13 protein-coding genes and 2 pseudogenes are annotated in these 13678 nt (G+C 69.7%); 10 read left to right on the top strand and 5 right to left on the bottom strand.

Annotated elements, in window-relative coordinates; genetic code table 11:
- Positions 1 to 95 precede the first annotated feature (95 nt).
- Both ABZU75_RS32940 and ABZU75_RS32935 read right to left on the bottom strand, forming a co-directional pair.
- Positions 96 to 1124 carry an alpha/beta hydrolase gene (locus ABZU75_RS32940; RefSeq protein WP_355562777.1) on the bottom strand — a complete coding sequence of 343 codons (1029 nt, stop codon included), beginning with the start codon at positions 1122 to 1124 and terminating at the stop codon, positions 96 to 98.
- 25 nt (positions 1125 to 1149) lie between these two features.
- Positions 1150 to 1392 (bottom strand): annotated as a pseudogene (locus ABZU75_RS32935) (DUF664 domain-containing protein); the annotation flags it as partial.
- Between ABZU75_RS32935 and ABZU75_RS32930 the strand changes: the two are divergent.
- Positions 1377 to 1469, top strand: a pseudogene (locus ABZU75_RS32930) (XRE family transcriptional regulator); the annotation flags it as partial. The pseudogenes ABZU75_RS32935 and ABZU75_RS32930 sit on opposite strands and share 16 nt — an antisense overlap.
- Here ABZU75_RS32930 and ABZU75_RS32925 read toward each other — a convergent pair.
- Positions 1426 to 1776 (bottom strand): transposase, encoded by a 351-nt coding sequence (locus ABZU75_RS32925; RefSeq protein ID WP_355562786.1) that lies wholly within the window; start codon positions 1774 to 1776, stop codon positions 1426 to 1428. The pseudogene ABZU75_RS32930 and the gene ABZU75_RS32925 sit on opposite strands and share 44 nt — an antisense overlap.
- A 251-nt stretch (positions 1777 to 2027) precedes the next feature.
- Between ABZU75_RS32925 and ABZU75_RS32920 the strand changes: the two genes are divergently transcribed.
- Positions 2028 to 2180 (top strand): hypothetical protein, encoded by a 153-nt coding sequence (locus ABZU75_RS32920; protein ID WP_355562773.1) that lies wholly within the window; start codon positions 2028 to 2030, stop codon positions 2178 to 2180.
- Between the two features lie 137 nt (positions 2181 to 2317).
- Here the strand turns inward: ABZU75_RS32920 and ABZU75_RS32915 are convergent, their stop codons facing one another.
- Positions 2318 to 3112 (bottom strand): IclR family transcriptional regulator C-terminal domain-containing protein, encoded by a 795-nt coding sequence (locus ABZU75_RS32915; protein WP_355562771.1) that lies wholly within the window; start codon positions 3110 to 3112, stop codon positions 2318 to 2320.
- Positions 3113 to 3310: 198 nt separating this feature from the next.
- Between ABZU75_RS32915 and ABZU75_RS32910 the strand changes: the two genes are divergently transcribed.
- The 8 genes from ABZU75_RS32910 to ABZU75_RS32875 all read left to right on the top strand — a co-directional run bounded on the left by ABZU75_RS32910 (position 3311) and on the right by ABZU75_RS32875 (position 12758).
- Complete coding sequence (locus ABZU75_RS32910) at positions 3311 to 4504, top strand: LLM class flavin-dependent oxidoreductase (RefSeq protein ID WP_355562768.1); 1194 nt, start codon at positions 3311 to 3313, stop codon at positions 4502 to 4504.
- Positions 4505 to 4664: 160 nt separating this feature from the next.
- Positions 4665 to 5807 (top strand): ABC transporter substrate-binding protein, encoded by a 1143-nt coding sequence (locus tag ABZU75_RS32905; protein ID WP_355562783.1) that lies wholly within the window; start codon positions 4665 to 4667, stop codon positions 5805 to 5807.
- Positions 5808 to 5831: 24 nt separating this feature from the next.
- Positions 5832 to 8540, top strand: coding sequence for an ATP-binding cassette domain-containing protein (locus tag ABZU75_RS32900; RefSeq protein WP_355562765.1), 2709 nt, complete (start codon positions 5832 to 5834; stop codon positions 8538 to 8540).
- Positions 8537 to 9247 carry an ABC transporter ATP-binding protein gene (locus ABZU75_RS32895; protein ID WP_355562762.1) on the top strand — a complete coding sequence of 237 codons (711 nt, stop codon included), beginning with the start codon at positions 8537 to 8539 and terminating at the stop codon, positions 9245 to 9247. The genes ABZU75_RS32900 and ABZU75_RS32895 overlap by 4 nt, the downstream gene beginning before the upstream one ends.
- Positions 9247 to 10755 (top strand): aldehyde dehydrogenase family protein, encoded by a 1509-nt coding sequence (locus tag ABZU75_RS32890; protein WP_355562760.1) that lies wholly within the window; start codon positions 9247 to 9249, stop codon positions 10753 to 10755. The genes ABZU75_RS32895 and ABZU75_RS32890 overlap by 1 nt, the downstream gene beginning before the upstream one ends.
- Positions 10756 to 10834: 79 nt before the next feature.
- Positions 10835 to 11629: a flavin reductase family protein gene (locus ABZU75_RS32885; RefSeq protein ID WP_355562757.1), complete on the top strand. Its 795-nt coding sequence runs from the start codon at positions 10835 to 10837 to the stop codon at positions 11627 to 11629.
- Positions 11626 to 11922, top strand: a complete 297-nt coding sequence (locus ABZU75_RS32880) for a hypothetical protein (RefSeq protein ID WP_355562754.1) — start codon at positions 11626 to 11628, stop codon at positions 11920 to 11922. The genes ABZU75_RS32885 and ABZU75_RS32880 overlap by 4 nt, the downstream gene beginning before the upstream one ends.
- Complete coding sequence (locus tag ABZU75_RS32875) at positions 11919 to 12758, top strand: 3-hydroxyacyl-CoA dehydrogenase family protein (RefSeq protein ID WP_355562751.1); 840 nt, start codon at positions 11919 to 11921, stop codon at positions 12756 to 12758. Before ABZU75_RS32880 ends, ABZU75_RS32875 begins: the two co-directional genes overlap by 4 nt.
- 2 nt (positions 12759 to 12760) lie before the next feature.
- Here the strand turns inward: ABZU75_RS32875 and ABZU75_RS32870 are convergent, their stop codons facing one another.
- Positions 12761 to 13585, bottom strand: coding sequence for a mycofactocin-coupled SDR family oxidoreductase (locus ABZU75_RS32870; RefSeq protein ID WP_355562748.1), 825 nt, complete (start codon positions 13583 to 13585; stop codon positions 12761 to 12763).
- Positions 13586 to 13678 lie beyond the last annotated feature (93 nt).

Below are 13678 nucleotides of genomic sequence, written 5' to 3'. Positions count from 1 at the left end.
TTCAGTTCTCCGGCCGGCCGTGCCACAAAGCTCTCCTCCTGAAACGCGCCGGCGCGGGGTGCTGTGCGATACCTCGCGCCATGCCGGGGGCGGGGTCATCCGTCGAGGAAGCGCAGCAACCCCGCAGTGACGAACCGGGGGTTCTCCTCGACGAGCCAGTGCCCCGCGTTCGGCACATCCACCGCGCGCACGATGTTGGTCATGCGCGGGGCCACGGTGGCCTGGACCGGGGCGAGCTGCCCCTGGGCGGTCATGAGCAGGGTCGGGACACGTATCGGTGCTGCTGCCACGGTATCGCGGACGTCCTTGTCGAGGGCGCGGTAGAGCTCGAAGCCGCCCGACAGGACCTCGGGCCGGCGGTAGGTCCGTGCGTACTCGTTGATCTCGGCGTCGGTGAACGGGGATCGATCCGAGGTGCCGCCGAACGCCGTGCCGCCGAACGAGACCTGGGGGTAGAACAGTGCCAGGTACTCGCGGACGTCGTCGCCGACCACCGTCTCGGGGATCCGGCGCTGGGAGTGGAAGGCGATGTGCCAGCTCAGTGAGCGGTATGTGGACGCATCGATCGCAGGCCCGGGTAGCGGCAGGTCGAGGTAGCCGAGGCGTGCGGTGTCGGCGGGGAACTGGGTGGCGTACTGGAACGCCACCGCGGCGCCGAAGTCGTGCCCGACGACGCGGGCGTCGCGCACCCCGAGCCGATCGGCGATCAGGGTGTGCACGTACCGCGCCAGGGTGGCTTTGTCGTAGCCGGTCGGGGAGCCGGTGCTGTCGCCCAGCCCGGGGAGGTCGACGGCGTAGACGGTGTGGTGCTCGGCGAGCGCCGGCATGACCGGCCACCAGCCGAACCAGGTCTGCGGCCAGCCGTGTATCAGCACCACCGGCGGGCCGCTTCCGCCGGTCACGTAGTGCATTCGGACGCCGTCGACGTCGGCGAACTCGTGCCGGAAGGTGTTCTCGAACTGGGGATCGCTCTGGGTGGCGACGGCGTAGGGGGGAATGTCGCCGGCTGTCGGCGTGGAACAAGCCGCGGTGCCGATCGTGAGCAGGAGGGTGAGCGTAACGGTCGCCACCGTGCGCGCGGATCGGAGGAAGCGGCGCGACAACGGCCGTGTTGCGGTGATCATGTGTTCCTGTCCTGGAGGAGGTGGATCAGCGCCCGGTCGCGCCGTCGATCAGTTCGCGGAGGATGTCCGCGTGGCCGGCGTGGCGGCCGGTCTCCTCGATCACGTGGGTGAGTGCCCAGCGGATGCTGGGAGCGGGGCTTTCCGGCCGCGATCGAGGGATCGGTGCGCCGAGGTCGGTGCACCCGTCGAGAACTTCGTTCGCGCGCTCGACCGTCTTTCGGTAGCGGGCGACGACGCCGGCCCGCTCGACCGTCCTTGCCGCACTGGCTGGGCAGCGCCGACGGTGGTGTGGTCGAGCTTCTCATCCTGTTCGGCCTGCAAGGGATGCGTGCGCACGTGCGCGCCGGCACTGGAAGATCCACGACAACGACCTTTCCACCACCCACCTGCGGGGCAGGACGACGAAGCCGCTGACATCGTCGTTCCGTTTGACGATCTCCAGGGTGAGCTGGGGCTTCTCCTTGGCCCACGCGACGAGCCGGCCCGCGTACCCGCCGTCGGCCCAGATCAACGTGATCTTCTCGTACCAGTCGTGCAGGCGTTCCAGCGCGGGCCGGGCGCCGTCGCGGTCTTGTACGTTGGCGGCGGTGACCACAACGACGAGTAGCAGGCCCAGGCAGTCCACGATGACGTGCCGCCTGCGGCCCTGCACTCTCTTGCCCGCGTCGTATCCGCGGCTTGCGGTGCCCACGGTCTCGGCGGGCCCGTACCGACTGGGAGTCGGTGATCGCCGCGCATGGCAAGGTCACGGCCGCCCCGTGGCTCTGTCCACCCCTGGGAAACGGTCGATCTCGTTTCGGGAAGCGATCTTGTGGGGTCCTATTGCGCCGCAGGCCGGACCCACTCGTGAACACCCCACCAAGGGCCGTTCTTGAAACGGTTGACGAGATCCCGTCCGATCGCTTGATCGGGCGGGATTTCATCGTTTCCGAGGTCCTGGGGCCGTTGGCCAGTTCGATGCGGGTCTTCCACAACCGGCGGCGACGCCACAGCGCCCTGCGGATGCGCACCCCGATCGAATACGAGATGCTCTACCCGAACACCTGCCTGGCGTGAGAGTCGACCAAGCCGACTCCACAGAACTCGGGCACATCATTTCACCGGCGGCTCTACCGGATCGCGCCCGGCGGGCTCTCCGTCGTCAACGTCGGCACCCTCCAGTGGATCGGCCCCCTGGCGACAACGACCGATCGCTAGAGGTTCAGGGCGAGATCTCGCGATGCCGCCGAGACCGTGCGGAGCAGCTGGGGGAGCACCTCGTCGGTCATCTGCTCGCGACTGCGCAGCGTGGCCTGGCTGCCGACTTTGATCGCGGCCACCGCCTTGCCGTCCTTGCCGCGGACCGGCGCGGCGATGGCGAGCACGTGGGGGCTGAGCCGCCCTTCGACCAGCGCCCACCCCTGGGCGCGGATCTGATCCAGCTCGGTGCGCAGGGCGCCCTCGTCGACCACCGTCCGCGGTGTGTAGGTCTCCCGCTTGCTGGTGGCGAAGTAGTCGGCGAGCTGGGCCTCGGAGAGGTCGGCCAGGAGGACAAGACCGGTCGACACCGTGTGCGCGGGGACCCGGTCACCGACCGCCAGCCCGCCGTCGGCCGGGCGCCCGGACCTGGCCCTGGCCACGTAGATGACGTGGTCGCCGTCGCGTACCGCCGCCGAGGCGTCCTCGGAGAACTGTGCGGCCAGCGTGGTGAGCCGTGGCTGGAGCGTCTCGGTGAGCGACAGGCTCGTCAGGTAGGCGTAGCCGAGTTCGAGCGTGCGCGGGAGCAGGAAGAACTGGCGGTGGTCCCGCCCGACGTAGCCCAGCGACTCCAGGGTCATCAGCAGCCGGCGGGCGACCGCCTTGCTGAGGTGACCCCGCTCGGCGACCTCGGTGAGGGTCAGCGGACCCCGCTCGTCGGCGAAGACACGGATCACGGTCAGCCCGCGTTCGAGGCTCTGCACATGCTCCGAGGAGCGCTCTAGCTCTGTCTCCTGGTCCACCTTTGCCATGCGTGTCCCTCCGAACCGTCCCTGAGTCGAACTATCTTCGCATAGTGAACCAGAAGCCGTCGCCGGCTGAGTACGACTTGAGAAGTGTGGGGGAGATTCGACCATAAGTGAGCCTTGACATGTTACCTCTGCCGTGTCCACTATGGCGAACGAAATTCGAATAGCGAACTTTCGGCTGTGGCGGGGAAGAGGAGAGCGATGTCAGGACATCTACGGTTCGGGAGTTTCATGCCGCCCTACCACAGCCCGCTGAACAACCACGCCCTGGCGATCGAGCGCGACCTTGAGACCGTCGAACTGCTCGACAGGCTTGGGTACGACGACGTCTGGTTTGGTGAGCACCACTCCGGTGGCTACGAGTGTTCGCCGATGCCCGAGCTGATGATCGCTGCCGCGGCGCAGCGCACCCGCCGGATCCGGCTCGGCACGGGGGTGATCTCCCTGCCCTACCACCACCCGCTGATGGTGGCCGACCGGATGGTCTTCCTGGACCACATGACGAGGGGACGGTGCATCTTCGGAGTCGGTCCCGGCGCGCTGGTCGCCGACTCCCAGATGATGGGGATCGACTACGGCGACCTCCGCCCGCGCATGGAGGAGTCGCTCGAAGCGATTCTCGAACTGCTGACCTCGCCGGAACCCGTCACCCGCAAGGCCGAGTGGTTCGAGCTGCGGGACGCCCAGCTGCACGTCCGCAGTCACACCAGGCCCATGGTCCCGATCGCCGTCGCGGGAGCGGTCTCGCCGACGGGCCCCAAGCTGGCCGGCCGGCACGGACTGAGCCTGCTCTCCTTTGGCGCCGCGTCGACCGTCGGCTTCAACAAGCTGGCCGGCACCTGGGAGATCGTCGAGGCGGAGGCCGCGGCGTCCGGCGCCCGGGTGGAGCGCGAGGACTGGGCACTCGTCGGCTACATGCACGTGGCCGAGACCGAGCGTCAGGCGCGTGACGAGGTGCGCTACCAGATCCGGAGCTTCTTCGACTACCACCACACCGTCGCGCCGCCCCTGCTGGCCGACGTCGAGACGATGACCCACGACGAGCTCATCGACGGCATCAACGCCTCCGGTGCCGGCATCGTCGGAACCCCCGAGATGGCCGTCGCACACCTGCAGAAGCTGGTGGACCGGACCGGCGGCTTCGGCACCTTCCTCATCAGCAGTGTCGACTGGGCCAACCGCGAGGCGACGCGTCGCAGCCTCGAACTCCTCGCACGCGAGGTCATCCCGCACTTCGACGGCAGCATTCCGGCGCGGGCGGCCGCCTTCGCGCGGGCCAAGGCGCGGCAGGTCGCGGACGGCCGGCTCAGGGACGCCGGCCGTGAGAAGGCGACGGCCGCCTACAACGTGGCCGCGACGGCGACTGGTCAGCCGGATCGGGGCACCGTCTCCTGACCTCTGGCCCGCGCGCTCCCTAACCCATCAACGGCATTCATTTCGGGACACCCATCCCATTCGGGGCGATATTCCAGCACCACCGTAGGAGTTCAGCATGCCCAAAAACACCCTCTGGTCCCGTAATGTGCGCGTGGGTGCGGTAACACTTGCGCTTTTGGTGACATCGCTCGGCCTGACCGCATGCGGCGGCGAGTCGGCCGAGTCGGCCGCCGACACCATCGTGATCTTCCAGACCAACTCGTTCAGTGGCCAGGTCTCGAACAAGCCGCAGACCAAGACCGGCGCCCAGGCCGCCGTCGACGAGATCAACAAGGTCGGCGGGATCAACGGTCGCCGCCTCGAACTCGTCACCTGCGACAACACCGGTGACCCCAATGTCACCAACACCTGCCTCAAGAAGGCGCAGGAGGTCAAGGCGGCGGCGTTCGTGGGCTCGGCCATTTACTTCCCCGCAACCTGGAAGTTCCTCGAGCAGGCGAACATCCCCTATCTGCTCGGCACCGGGCTCACCCCCGACGAGTACAAGGCCAAGAACTCCTTCCCGCTCTCCGGGCAGGCCGGCTGGTACTACGGCATCGCCGACTATCTGAAGAAGCTCGGCGTCTCCCACCCGGCCATCATCCGGTGTGAGATCGACGCCTGCGCCTACGGCGAGACCCTCCTCACCGAAGCGCTGAAGCAGCAGGGCATGCCGGAGGCGAGGAGTGTGGTGGCGCCGCTGTCGACCACCGACTACAGCAGCTTCGCCGCCGCGGCGATGCGCGGCGACACCGACGCCGTCGTGGTCACGGGCAGCGAGGCGACCGCGACGTCCGAGGCCAAGGCGTTGTACCAGCAGGGCTTCAAGGGCAAGGTGATCAGCGTCTCGGCGTGCATCTCCACCCCGGCCGTCCCCAACCTCGGCGACGCCGGCAAGGACCTGTATGTGGTGGGCCTGCTGCAGCCCCCCACCCTGGACACCCCGCTGATGCGGACGTTCACCCAGAGCATGGACGCGGTCGACAAGGGCGCCAAGAAGGACGAGCTCGCCCTCTCGGCGTACGCGGGCGTCAAGCTCTTCGCCGAGGTCGCCAAGGGCCTCTCGGAGGTGAACGCCACGACGGTGCTGGACGCGCTGCAGAACGCGAAGGTCGGTGCCTACGACATCGGCTTCACCGCGCCGCTGCCCGGGGCCACCACCTCGCCGATCGCGGAGCTGCCCCAGCTGAAGTTCTCGCCGACCGTCACCTACAGCCAGATCCTCGACGGCACCATCAAGGAGAGCGTGGCCGGCTTCCACAACCCGTTCGTGGCGGCCTGACGCATCCGGGGCCCAGGAGGGTCGATGAACGAGCTCACCTTCATCCTGATCGGGATCGGTACGGGTTCCCTGTACGCACTGGTCGCCCAGGGACTTGTACTGATCTTCCGGGGATCGGGGATCGTCAACTTCGCGCAGGGGGCGTTCGCGCTCTTCGGTGCCTACGTCTACTACAACGTCGCGCAGCACACCGGCGCATCGCTCCTGGTGTGTCTGCTGGTCAGCGTCGCGGCCACGGGGCTGCTCGGTGTCCTGGTCCAGCTCCTCGTCCTCATGCCGATGCGACGGGCGTCGTCACTGTCGCGTCTGATCGCCACACTCGGCCTCCTGGTGACCCTTCAGGCGGCCGCAGTGGTGATCTACGGCGATCGCAATCTCGTGGTCCGGTCGCTGCTTCCGACCGACGGCATCGAACTCCTGCCCGGTGCCAGGATCGGCGCCGACCGGATCATCATCCTCGCCATCGGTCTGGTGACGACGGTGGTCCTGTGGGCCGTGTTCCGGTACACCTCCTACGGGCGCGTCACGACGGCGGTCGCGCAGAGCCCCCGTACCGCGGCGACCCTGGGGCACTCCCCGGATCGCATCGCCGCGGTCAACTGGGGGGTCGGCGGCGCGGTGTCCGGGCTCGCCGGCGCGCTCATCGTGCCCATCACCAACCTCGAACCGATCAATCTCCCCTTGATCGTGCTCCCGGCCCTGGCGGCGGCCCTCGTCGGCGGGTTCGCCTCCTTCCCGCTGGCCTTCGTGGCCGCACTGCTCATCGGGGTGGCCGAGTCGCTCATGGCGCTGCACCTCAACCAGCCCGGTGTGTCGCAGAGCGTTCCGTTCCTGGTCGTCATGGTGCTCCTGATGGTGCGCGGCCGGGGTCTTCCGCTCCGCAGTCATCTCCTGGACCGGCTGCCGAGCGTCGGCAACGGGCGGGTGCGTCCCGTCCCGGTCCTGGTCGTCGTCGCGCTGGTCGCCCTCGCCATGCTCGCCTCGGGCGAGGTGGCCAGCTACCTGACGGTGACCGTCACGATGGCGATCCTGTGTCTGTCCGTGGTGGTGGTGACGGGATACGCCGGGCAGGTCTCGCTCGCTCAGTACGTGCTGGGCGGTGTCGGCGCCTTCGTGGCCGCCACCCTCAGCAGCAGTCACGGGATGCCCTTCCTCGTCTGCCTGGCGCTCGCCGTACTGGCCACGATGATCCTCGGTGGCCTGGTCGGGGTGCCGGCACTGCGGTTGCGCGGCATCAACCTCGCGATCGTTGGGCTGGGACTCAGCGTGGCCGTCTACTCCCTGCTGCTCAACAACGAGCGCTACTCCGGCGGGGTCGACGGAATCCCGGTCGAGCCCGTCACCATCCTCGGCTGGGAGATCGACCCCTTCTTCCATCCGGAGCGCTACGCCCTGCTCTGCCTGGCGGCTCTGGTCGTGGTGGCACTGGCGGTCTCGAACCTGCGGCGCGGCGACATCGGGAGGCGGCTGCTCGCGCTCCGCTCAAGCGAACGGGCGGCGGCGTCACTTGGTGTCAACGTCTACTGGTGCAAGATCTACGCCTTCATGATCGCGGCCGGTATCGCGGCCCTCGGCGGCACGCTCTTCGCGTTCATGCAGTCCATCGTGCTGACCGCGCAGTTCGGCGTGATGTCGTCGGTCAACCTGATCACGGTCACCGTGGTCGGCGGTGTCGGAAGCCTCCCCGGCGCCCTCGTGGGCGCCACCCTGATTCCCGGCGGTCTGGGCACCTGGCTGCTCAACGGCGCCGGGCTGCAGGTCTGGCTCCCCCTGATCGGAGGGGTGTCGGTGCTGCTCGTGCTCCGCGCGGACCAGGGCGGCCTGGTCGACCTCAACGTGGGGCTCTACCGCTCGCTGCGTGACCGCCTCCGATCGCTCGGGAACGCCGCGAAGGTCTCTTCGGATCATCGAGAGCCGGCCGCCGGCACGCCTAAGGACATCTCTCCGGTCAGGGTGTCTCCCCTCGAACTGCGCGTCGAGGACCTCGGCGTACGCTACGGCGGCGTGGTCGCCCTCGAAGGCGTGAGCCTGCGGGTGAAGCCGGGCACGGTCCACGGGATCATGGGCCCCAACGGCGCGGGCAAGACCTCCCTGGTCGACGCGCTGACCGGATTCGCCCAGGTCGCCGCGGGGACGGCATATTTGGGCGACCGCCGGCTCGACGGATGCAGTCCGATGCGGCGCTCGCGCCTCGGTCTCCGGCGTTCGTTCCAGTCGGTCGAGCTGTTCTCCTCGCTCACCACCCGCGACAACATCGCGGTCGGCTGCGACGACGGAGCGCCGTCGTCGTACGTCACCGGGCTGCTCTGGCCGCGGGGCCCGCGACTGAGCGAGGCGGCGGAGGCGGCGCTGGAGAAGTTCGGCCTCTCCAGGGTCCTGGACGCGCCCGTCGAGTCGCTGTCGTTCGGCGACCGTCGCCTGGTGGCCATCGCGAGAGCGGTCGCGTCGGCCCCCTCGGTCATCCTGCTGGACGAGCCGGCCTCCGGGCTGGCGGACCGGGAGAGCGCCGAGCTCGCCGCGCTCGTCCGGTCGCTGGCCGACGACTGGGGGATGGCCGTGCTGCTCGTCGAGCACAACATCAACCTCGTCCTGTCGGTCTGCGACGAGATCACCGTGCTGCAGGCGGGACGCGTGCTCGCTCACGGAACCCCGGCGGAGATCTCGGCGGATCAGTCCGTCGTCGACGCCTACCTCGGTCAGAGCGCGACCCCCGGAGGAGTGGTGATCTCATGAGCGCCCCCATTCTGCAGGTGCGGCAGCTCAGCGCGGGATACGGTGATCTCGCGGCGGTGCATGGCATCGACCTGGTCGTCCACTCCGGCGAGATCGTCGCGTTGTTCGGGCCGAACGGCGCGGGCAAGACGACGACGCTGCTGACGATCGCGGGCGAACTGCCGGGCCTGGGCGGTGAGGTACGGCTCTTCGGGGCGCCGACGAAGGCGCCCGTCCACCACCGCGCGCGGCAGGGGCTGGCGTTCGTCCCCGAGGAGCGGGCGATCGTCCCGGGCATGTCGACGCGGGACAACCTCCGCCTCGGCCGAGGGGGCGTCGACCGGGCTGTCGCCGTCTTCCCCGAACTCGGCCGGCTCCTCGACCGTCCGGCCGGGCTGCTCTCCGGCGGGGAGCAGCAGATGCTGGTGCTGGCCCGGTGCATCGCCACGGAGCCGAGACTGCTGCTGGCCGACGAGCTGTCCCTGGGGTTGGCGCCCCTGGTCGTGAATCGGCTCATGGACACCCTGCGCCGGGTGGTGGACGAGCACGGTGTCGGCGTTCTGCTCGTCGAGCAGCAGGCCAAACGTGCCCTGTCCGTCGCCGACCGCTGGTACCTGCTGCGCCAGGGGGAGATCGCCGCCACGGGCGACCAAGGCGGTGACTGGCGGGAGGTCGAAGAGGCCTATTTCGGGACCCGCAGCCACCCACAGGAACTGGAGACACCCTGATGAGTACGACGGAACCGGCGACCGCCGGCATCCCTCTTGTCCAGGCCGGCCTGGCACTGGCCGACGGGCCGACCGTCCTGATCGGCGACGCCTGGCGCGAGGGTACGGGCACCACGGAGCTGACCTCCCTGAATCCGGCGACGGGTGCGGTGCTCGCCACTGTGCGCGCGGCCACCGTCGACCAGGCGGCGCGTGCGGTCGAGGCCGCTCGCGGGGCACTCGACGGAGCCTGGGGTGCGCTCAGCCACCGCGACCGGGCGGACCTGCTGGACTCCCTCGCCGACGTCATGGAACGGCACCGCGGTGAGCTCGAGGCGCTGGTGGTGACCGAACTGGGGTCACCGATCGCCAGTGCCCGCACGATGCAGGTCGGCGTCTCGATCGACAGGATCCGGTTCTTCGCCGATCTGGCCCGCCGGGGGCCCACCGGGGGCTGGGAACGCCATCTGCCGATGGGGGACGGGGTACCGGTCAGCACGAGTGTGCTCGTGTGGCAGCCGGCCGGCGTTGTCACCGCCATCACCGCCTACAACTTTCCGCTCGGCATCGCGGCGCTCAAGGTCGGGGCGGCCTTGGCCGCCGGTTGCGCGGTCGTGCTCAGCCCGTCGCCCCGGACCTTCCTGACCACGAGCGCCTTCGTCCGTCTCGTCCAGGAGGCGGGGTTCCCGCCGGGTGCGCTCAACCTGGTGACCGGTGACGCGGACTCCAGCGCGCTGCTCACCACGCACCCGAGCGTGGACGTGGTGACCTTCACCGGGTCGACCGAGGTGGGCCGCCGGATACAGGCGCAGGCGGCCGGCACGGTCAAGCGGGTGGTGCTGGAGCTCGGGGGCAAGTCGCCGAGCGTGATCCTGCCGGACGCACGGTTGGAGACGGCCGTGCGCGCCTCGGTCCTCCGCTTCACGCGCAATGCGGGCCAGGCGTGCGGCGCCACGACCCGGCTGGTGGTGCCGCGGGACAGAACCGGTGAGGTGGCCGCGCTGGCGCGCGAGGTGATCGGCGGACTCGAGGTGGGCGATCCCTGGCGTGAGTCGACGGCCGTCGGGCCGCTCATCCGCGAGGAGCAGCGGGCCTCCGTCGAGGGCGCCGTGGAACGGGCCACGGCGGCGGGGGCGGAGCTGGTCGCCGGCGGTGGGCGACCCTCGATCGGAACGGGGTTCTTCATGAACCCCGTGCTGCTCGGCTCGGTCGCCGAGGACGCCGAGATCTGCCGCCAGGAGCTCTTCGGCCCGGTCGCGGTACTGCTCCCGTACGACGATCTGGACGACGCCGTCCGGCTGGCCAACGCGACCGACTTCGGTCTCAACGCGGCCGTCTTCGGACCTACCGGGAAGGCCATCGCCGTCGCCCGCCGGATCCGCTCCGGCACGGTCGCGATCAACGGCGGCGGCCCCAGCCGCCCCGACATGCCCTGGGGAGGCTTCGGCCAGAGCGGGGTCGGCCGCGACGGCGGCGAAGAGGGATTCAGAGAGTTCCTCGAGGTCCAGCATCTGCACTGGCCGCTGTGAGCCGGGGTCGGCGAGTCCGGCCGCTTTGCGAGAAAGGTCTTCCATGCTTCTGCGAATAGATCCGGCCGGCGGCGGATCAGTGTCTCTTGAGGATCCCGACGATCTGACCCGGTTGAAGATCGTCGCCCGTTCGGATGCCCGTGAGTCCGCGGTCTACGCCCTGCAGCGCGACCGGGTCGGCGTGATGGCCACCGACGGCACGGCGCTGGTCGACCCCGATGCCCTCCGGCGGCTCAGCGGTGACCGGGTCGGCCCCGGCTGGGAGGCGCGCTTCGCCGACATGCTGCGCATGGCCGGCGAGGTGGGCTGGACGGCGCCGGACGGACGGCTGTTCGTCCATACCGACTGGGTGACCGGCGAGGAGCTGGGCCTCGGGGCCGAGCCTCCGGTTGATCGCGACGAGCTCCGCCGGGCCCTGGGCCGCTTCGCCACCGGAGTGGTCGTGGCGGCTGCGGTGGGCGCGGAAGGACCGGTCGGACTCGCCTGTCAGAGCTTCACCTCGCTCTCGCTCGACCCGCCGCTGGTCTCGCTGGCGCCCGCGCGTACCTCGAAGAGCTGGCCCCAGATCGCGGCCACCGGCACCTTCTGCGTCAGCGTGCTGACCGAGGAGCAGTTGGACGTGTGTCAGCGCTTCGCGGTGTCCGGTGGCGACAAGTTCGCCGGACTCTCCTGGCACCCCTCCTCCGTGACCGGCAGCCCGGTCATCGACGACTGCCTCGCCTGGGTCGACTGCCGGATCGAGCTGGTCCACTCGGCGGGCGACCACGAGCTCGTCATCGGACGAGTCCTCGCGCTGGACGCCGCCGGCGGCCGCCCGCTGGTGTTCTTCGCGAGCCGCTTCGCCCAGCTGGCGCCGGCGGGAACGGTCACGTGAGCGCCCAGCCGCTGCTGGTCGACGCGGACGACGCGAGCGTCGTCGTCAGCCTGAACCGTGCCGCCGTCCGCAACGCATTGGACCTGGCGACGGTGGAGGCGCTCCACACCGTCTGCGCGCGGCTCGAGAAGCATCCGCGGATCCTGGCCCTCCGGCTGACCAAGGCGCTCATCCATGCTCCGCGCTCGGCCCACCCGCTCGTCGCCAACCTGGCCCAGGCCGTGTTGTTCGAAACCGAGGAGAAGAAGGTACGGATGGACGCGTACCTCGACCGCCGGACGGTGCGGCCATGAGCGGACTGCCGGGCCGCGTCGTGGTCTACGGAGGCGGACGGATGGGAGCGGGGATCGCGCACGCCTTCGCCTCCCGGGGTTCGGAGGTGACCGTTCTCGAGGTCGACGACGACGCGGCGGCCCAGGCCCTCGCGCGGGTCGAGCGCGACCTCCGGCGATCGGCCGGAGACGACGCCGGGGTGGTCGGATCGCGCCTGGCGGCGGCATCCGATCCGCAGGTGCTCGCCGGGGCGGAGCTGGTGATCGAGGCGGTTCCCGAGCGCCTCGAGGTCAAGCTCCAGGTGCTCCGGACCGCTCATCGGCACGCCCCCGACGCCGTACTCGCCTCCAACACGAGTTCGCTGTCCATCGACGAGCTGGCGGACGGCCTGCCGTGCCCCGAGCGGTTCGTGGGCCTGCACTTCTTCAACCCGGTCCCGGCCAGCGCTCTCGTCGAGATCGTGGTGGGCCGGATGACCGCCGCCACGCTGGTCGAACGGGCGACCTCGTGGGTCGAGGCGCTGGGCAAGACCGCCGTCACGGTACGCGACCGCCCGGGGTTCGCGAGCAGCCGTCTGGGGGTCGCACTCGCGCTGGAGGCGATCAGGATGGTCGAGGAGGGCGTGGCGACGGCGGAGGACATCGACAACGCCCTGGTCCTGGGCTATCGCCATGCGACGGGGCCGCTGCGCACCACCGACCTGGTCGGTCTCGACGTGCGCCTGGCGATCGCCGAACAGCTCACGTCGAAGCTGGGCCCGCGCTTCGCCCCGCCGCGCCTGCTGGTCGAGAAGGTGGCCGCCGGTGAGCTCGGGCGTAAGTCGGGCCGCGGGTTCTTCGACTGGCCGCGGCCGTGATGTCAGCGACTGAGGTTGCCCGCGTCCACCGGCAGCGCCGCGCCGGTGATGTACCGGGCCTCGTCCGAGGCGAGGAACAGGACGGCGTTGGCGACGTCCTCGGGCTCGACCCAGGGCACGCGGAGCAGGTGCAGCGAGGTGAACGCCTCCATCGCGTCCTCCAGGGTCGGCTCCTCGAGATCCGGCCGGAAGGTGCGGTAGGTGGCCTCGTTGAAGATCAGGCTGGTGCGCACCGCGGTGGGATGAACCGAGTTCACCCGGATGCCGTACGGCGCCAGCTCGGCGGTCAGGCTGCGGGCAAGGCCGAGCAGGCCGTGCTTGGAGGCGGTGTAGGCGGACAGGGATCCCAGACCCTTCAGTCCCAGTGTGGAGTTCACGAAGACGATCGCCCCGCCTCTGCCTCCGTCGATCATGGCCGGGGCCGCCGCCCGTACCGTGCGCTGCGCCCCGATGAGGTTCACTTGGAGCATCGACTCGAAATCCTGGGGATCCAGCTCCCAGGCAGGGACCTTGCGCCCAGAGATGCCCGCGTTGCAGATCAGCGTGTCGATGTGGCCGAATCGATCGACTCCGTCCGCCACGGCCGCCTCGAGGTCGGCGGAGGATCGCACGTCGGCGCGTCGCCAGAGGATGCCGCGACCGGTCGTCTCGACAAGCCGGACCGTCTCCGCCATGTCCGCCTCGCAGGCCAGTCCGTAGGCGAGCCCGTCGTCGTCGGCGAGCACGTCGAGAGCCACGATGTCGGCGCCCTCCGCAGCAAGCCTGACGGCGTGCGCGCGTCCTTGACCGCGCGCCGCGCCAGTGATCATGGCGACTCGATCTGCCATCCGCCCCATGTGCGCCTCCCAGAGTTCGGTATCCGAAAAAGAACCGATTTGCGAACCGACCATAGGATCCACATTTCTCCCTGTCAACAAAGG

This window comes from Streptosporangium sp. NPDC005286, from assembly GCF_040607515.1.
Taxonomy (GTDB): domain Bacteria; phylum Actinomycetota; class Actinomycetes; order Streptosporangiales; family Streptosporangiaceae; genus Streptosporangium.
This window is presented reverse-complemented; position numbering and strand designations above follow the sequence as displayed.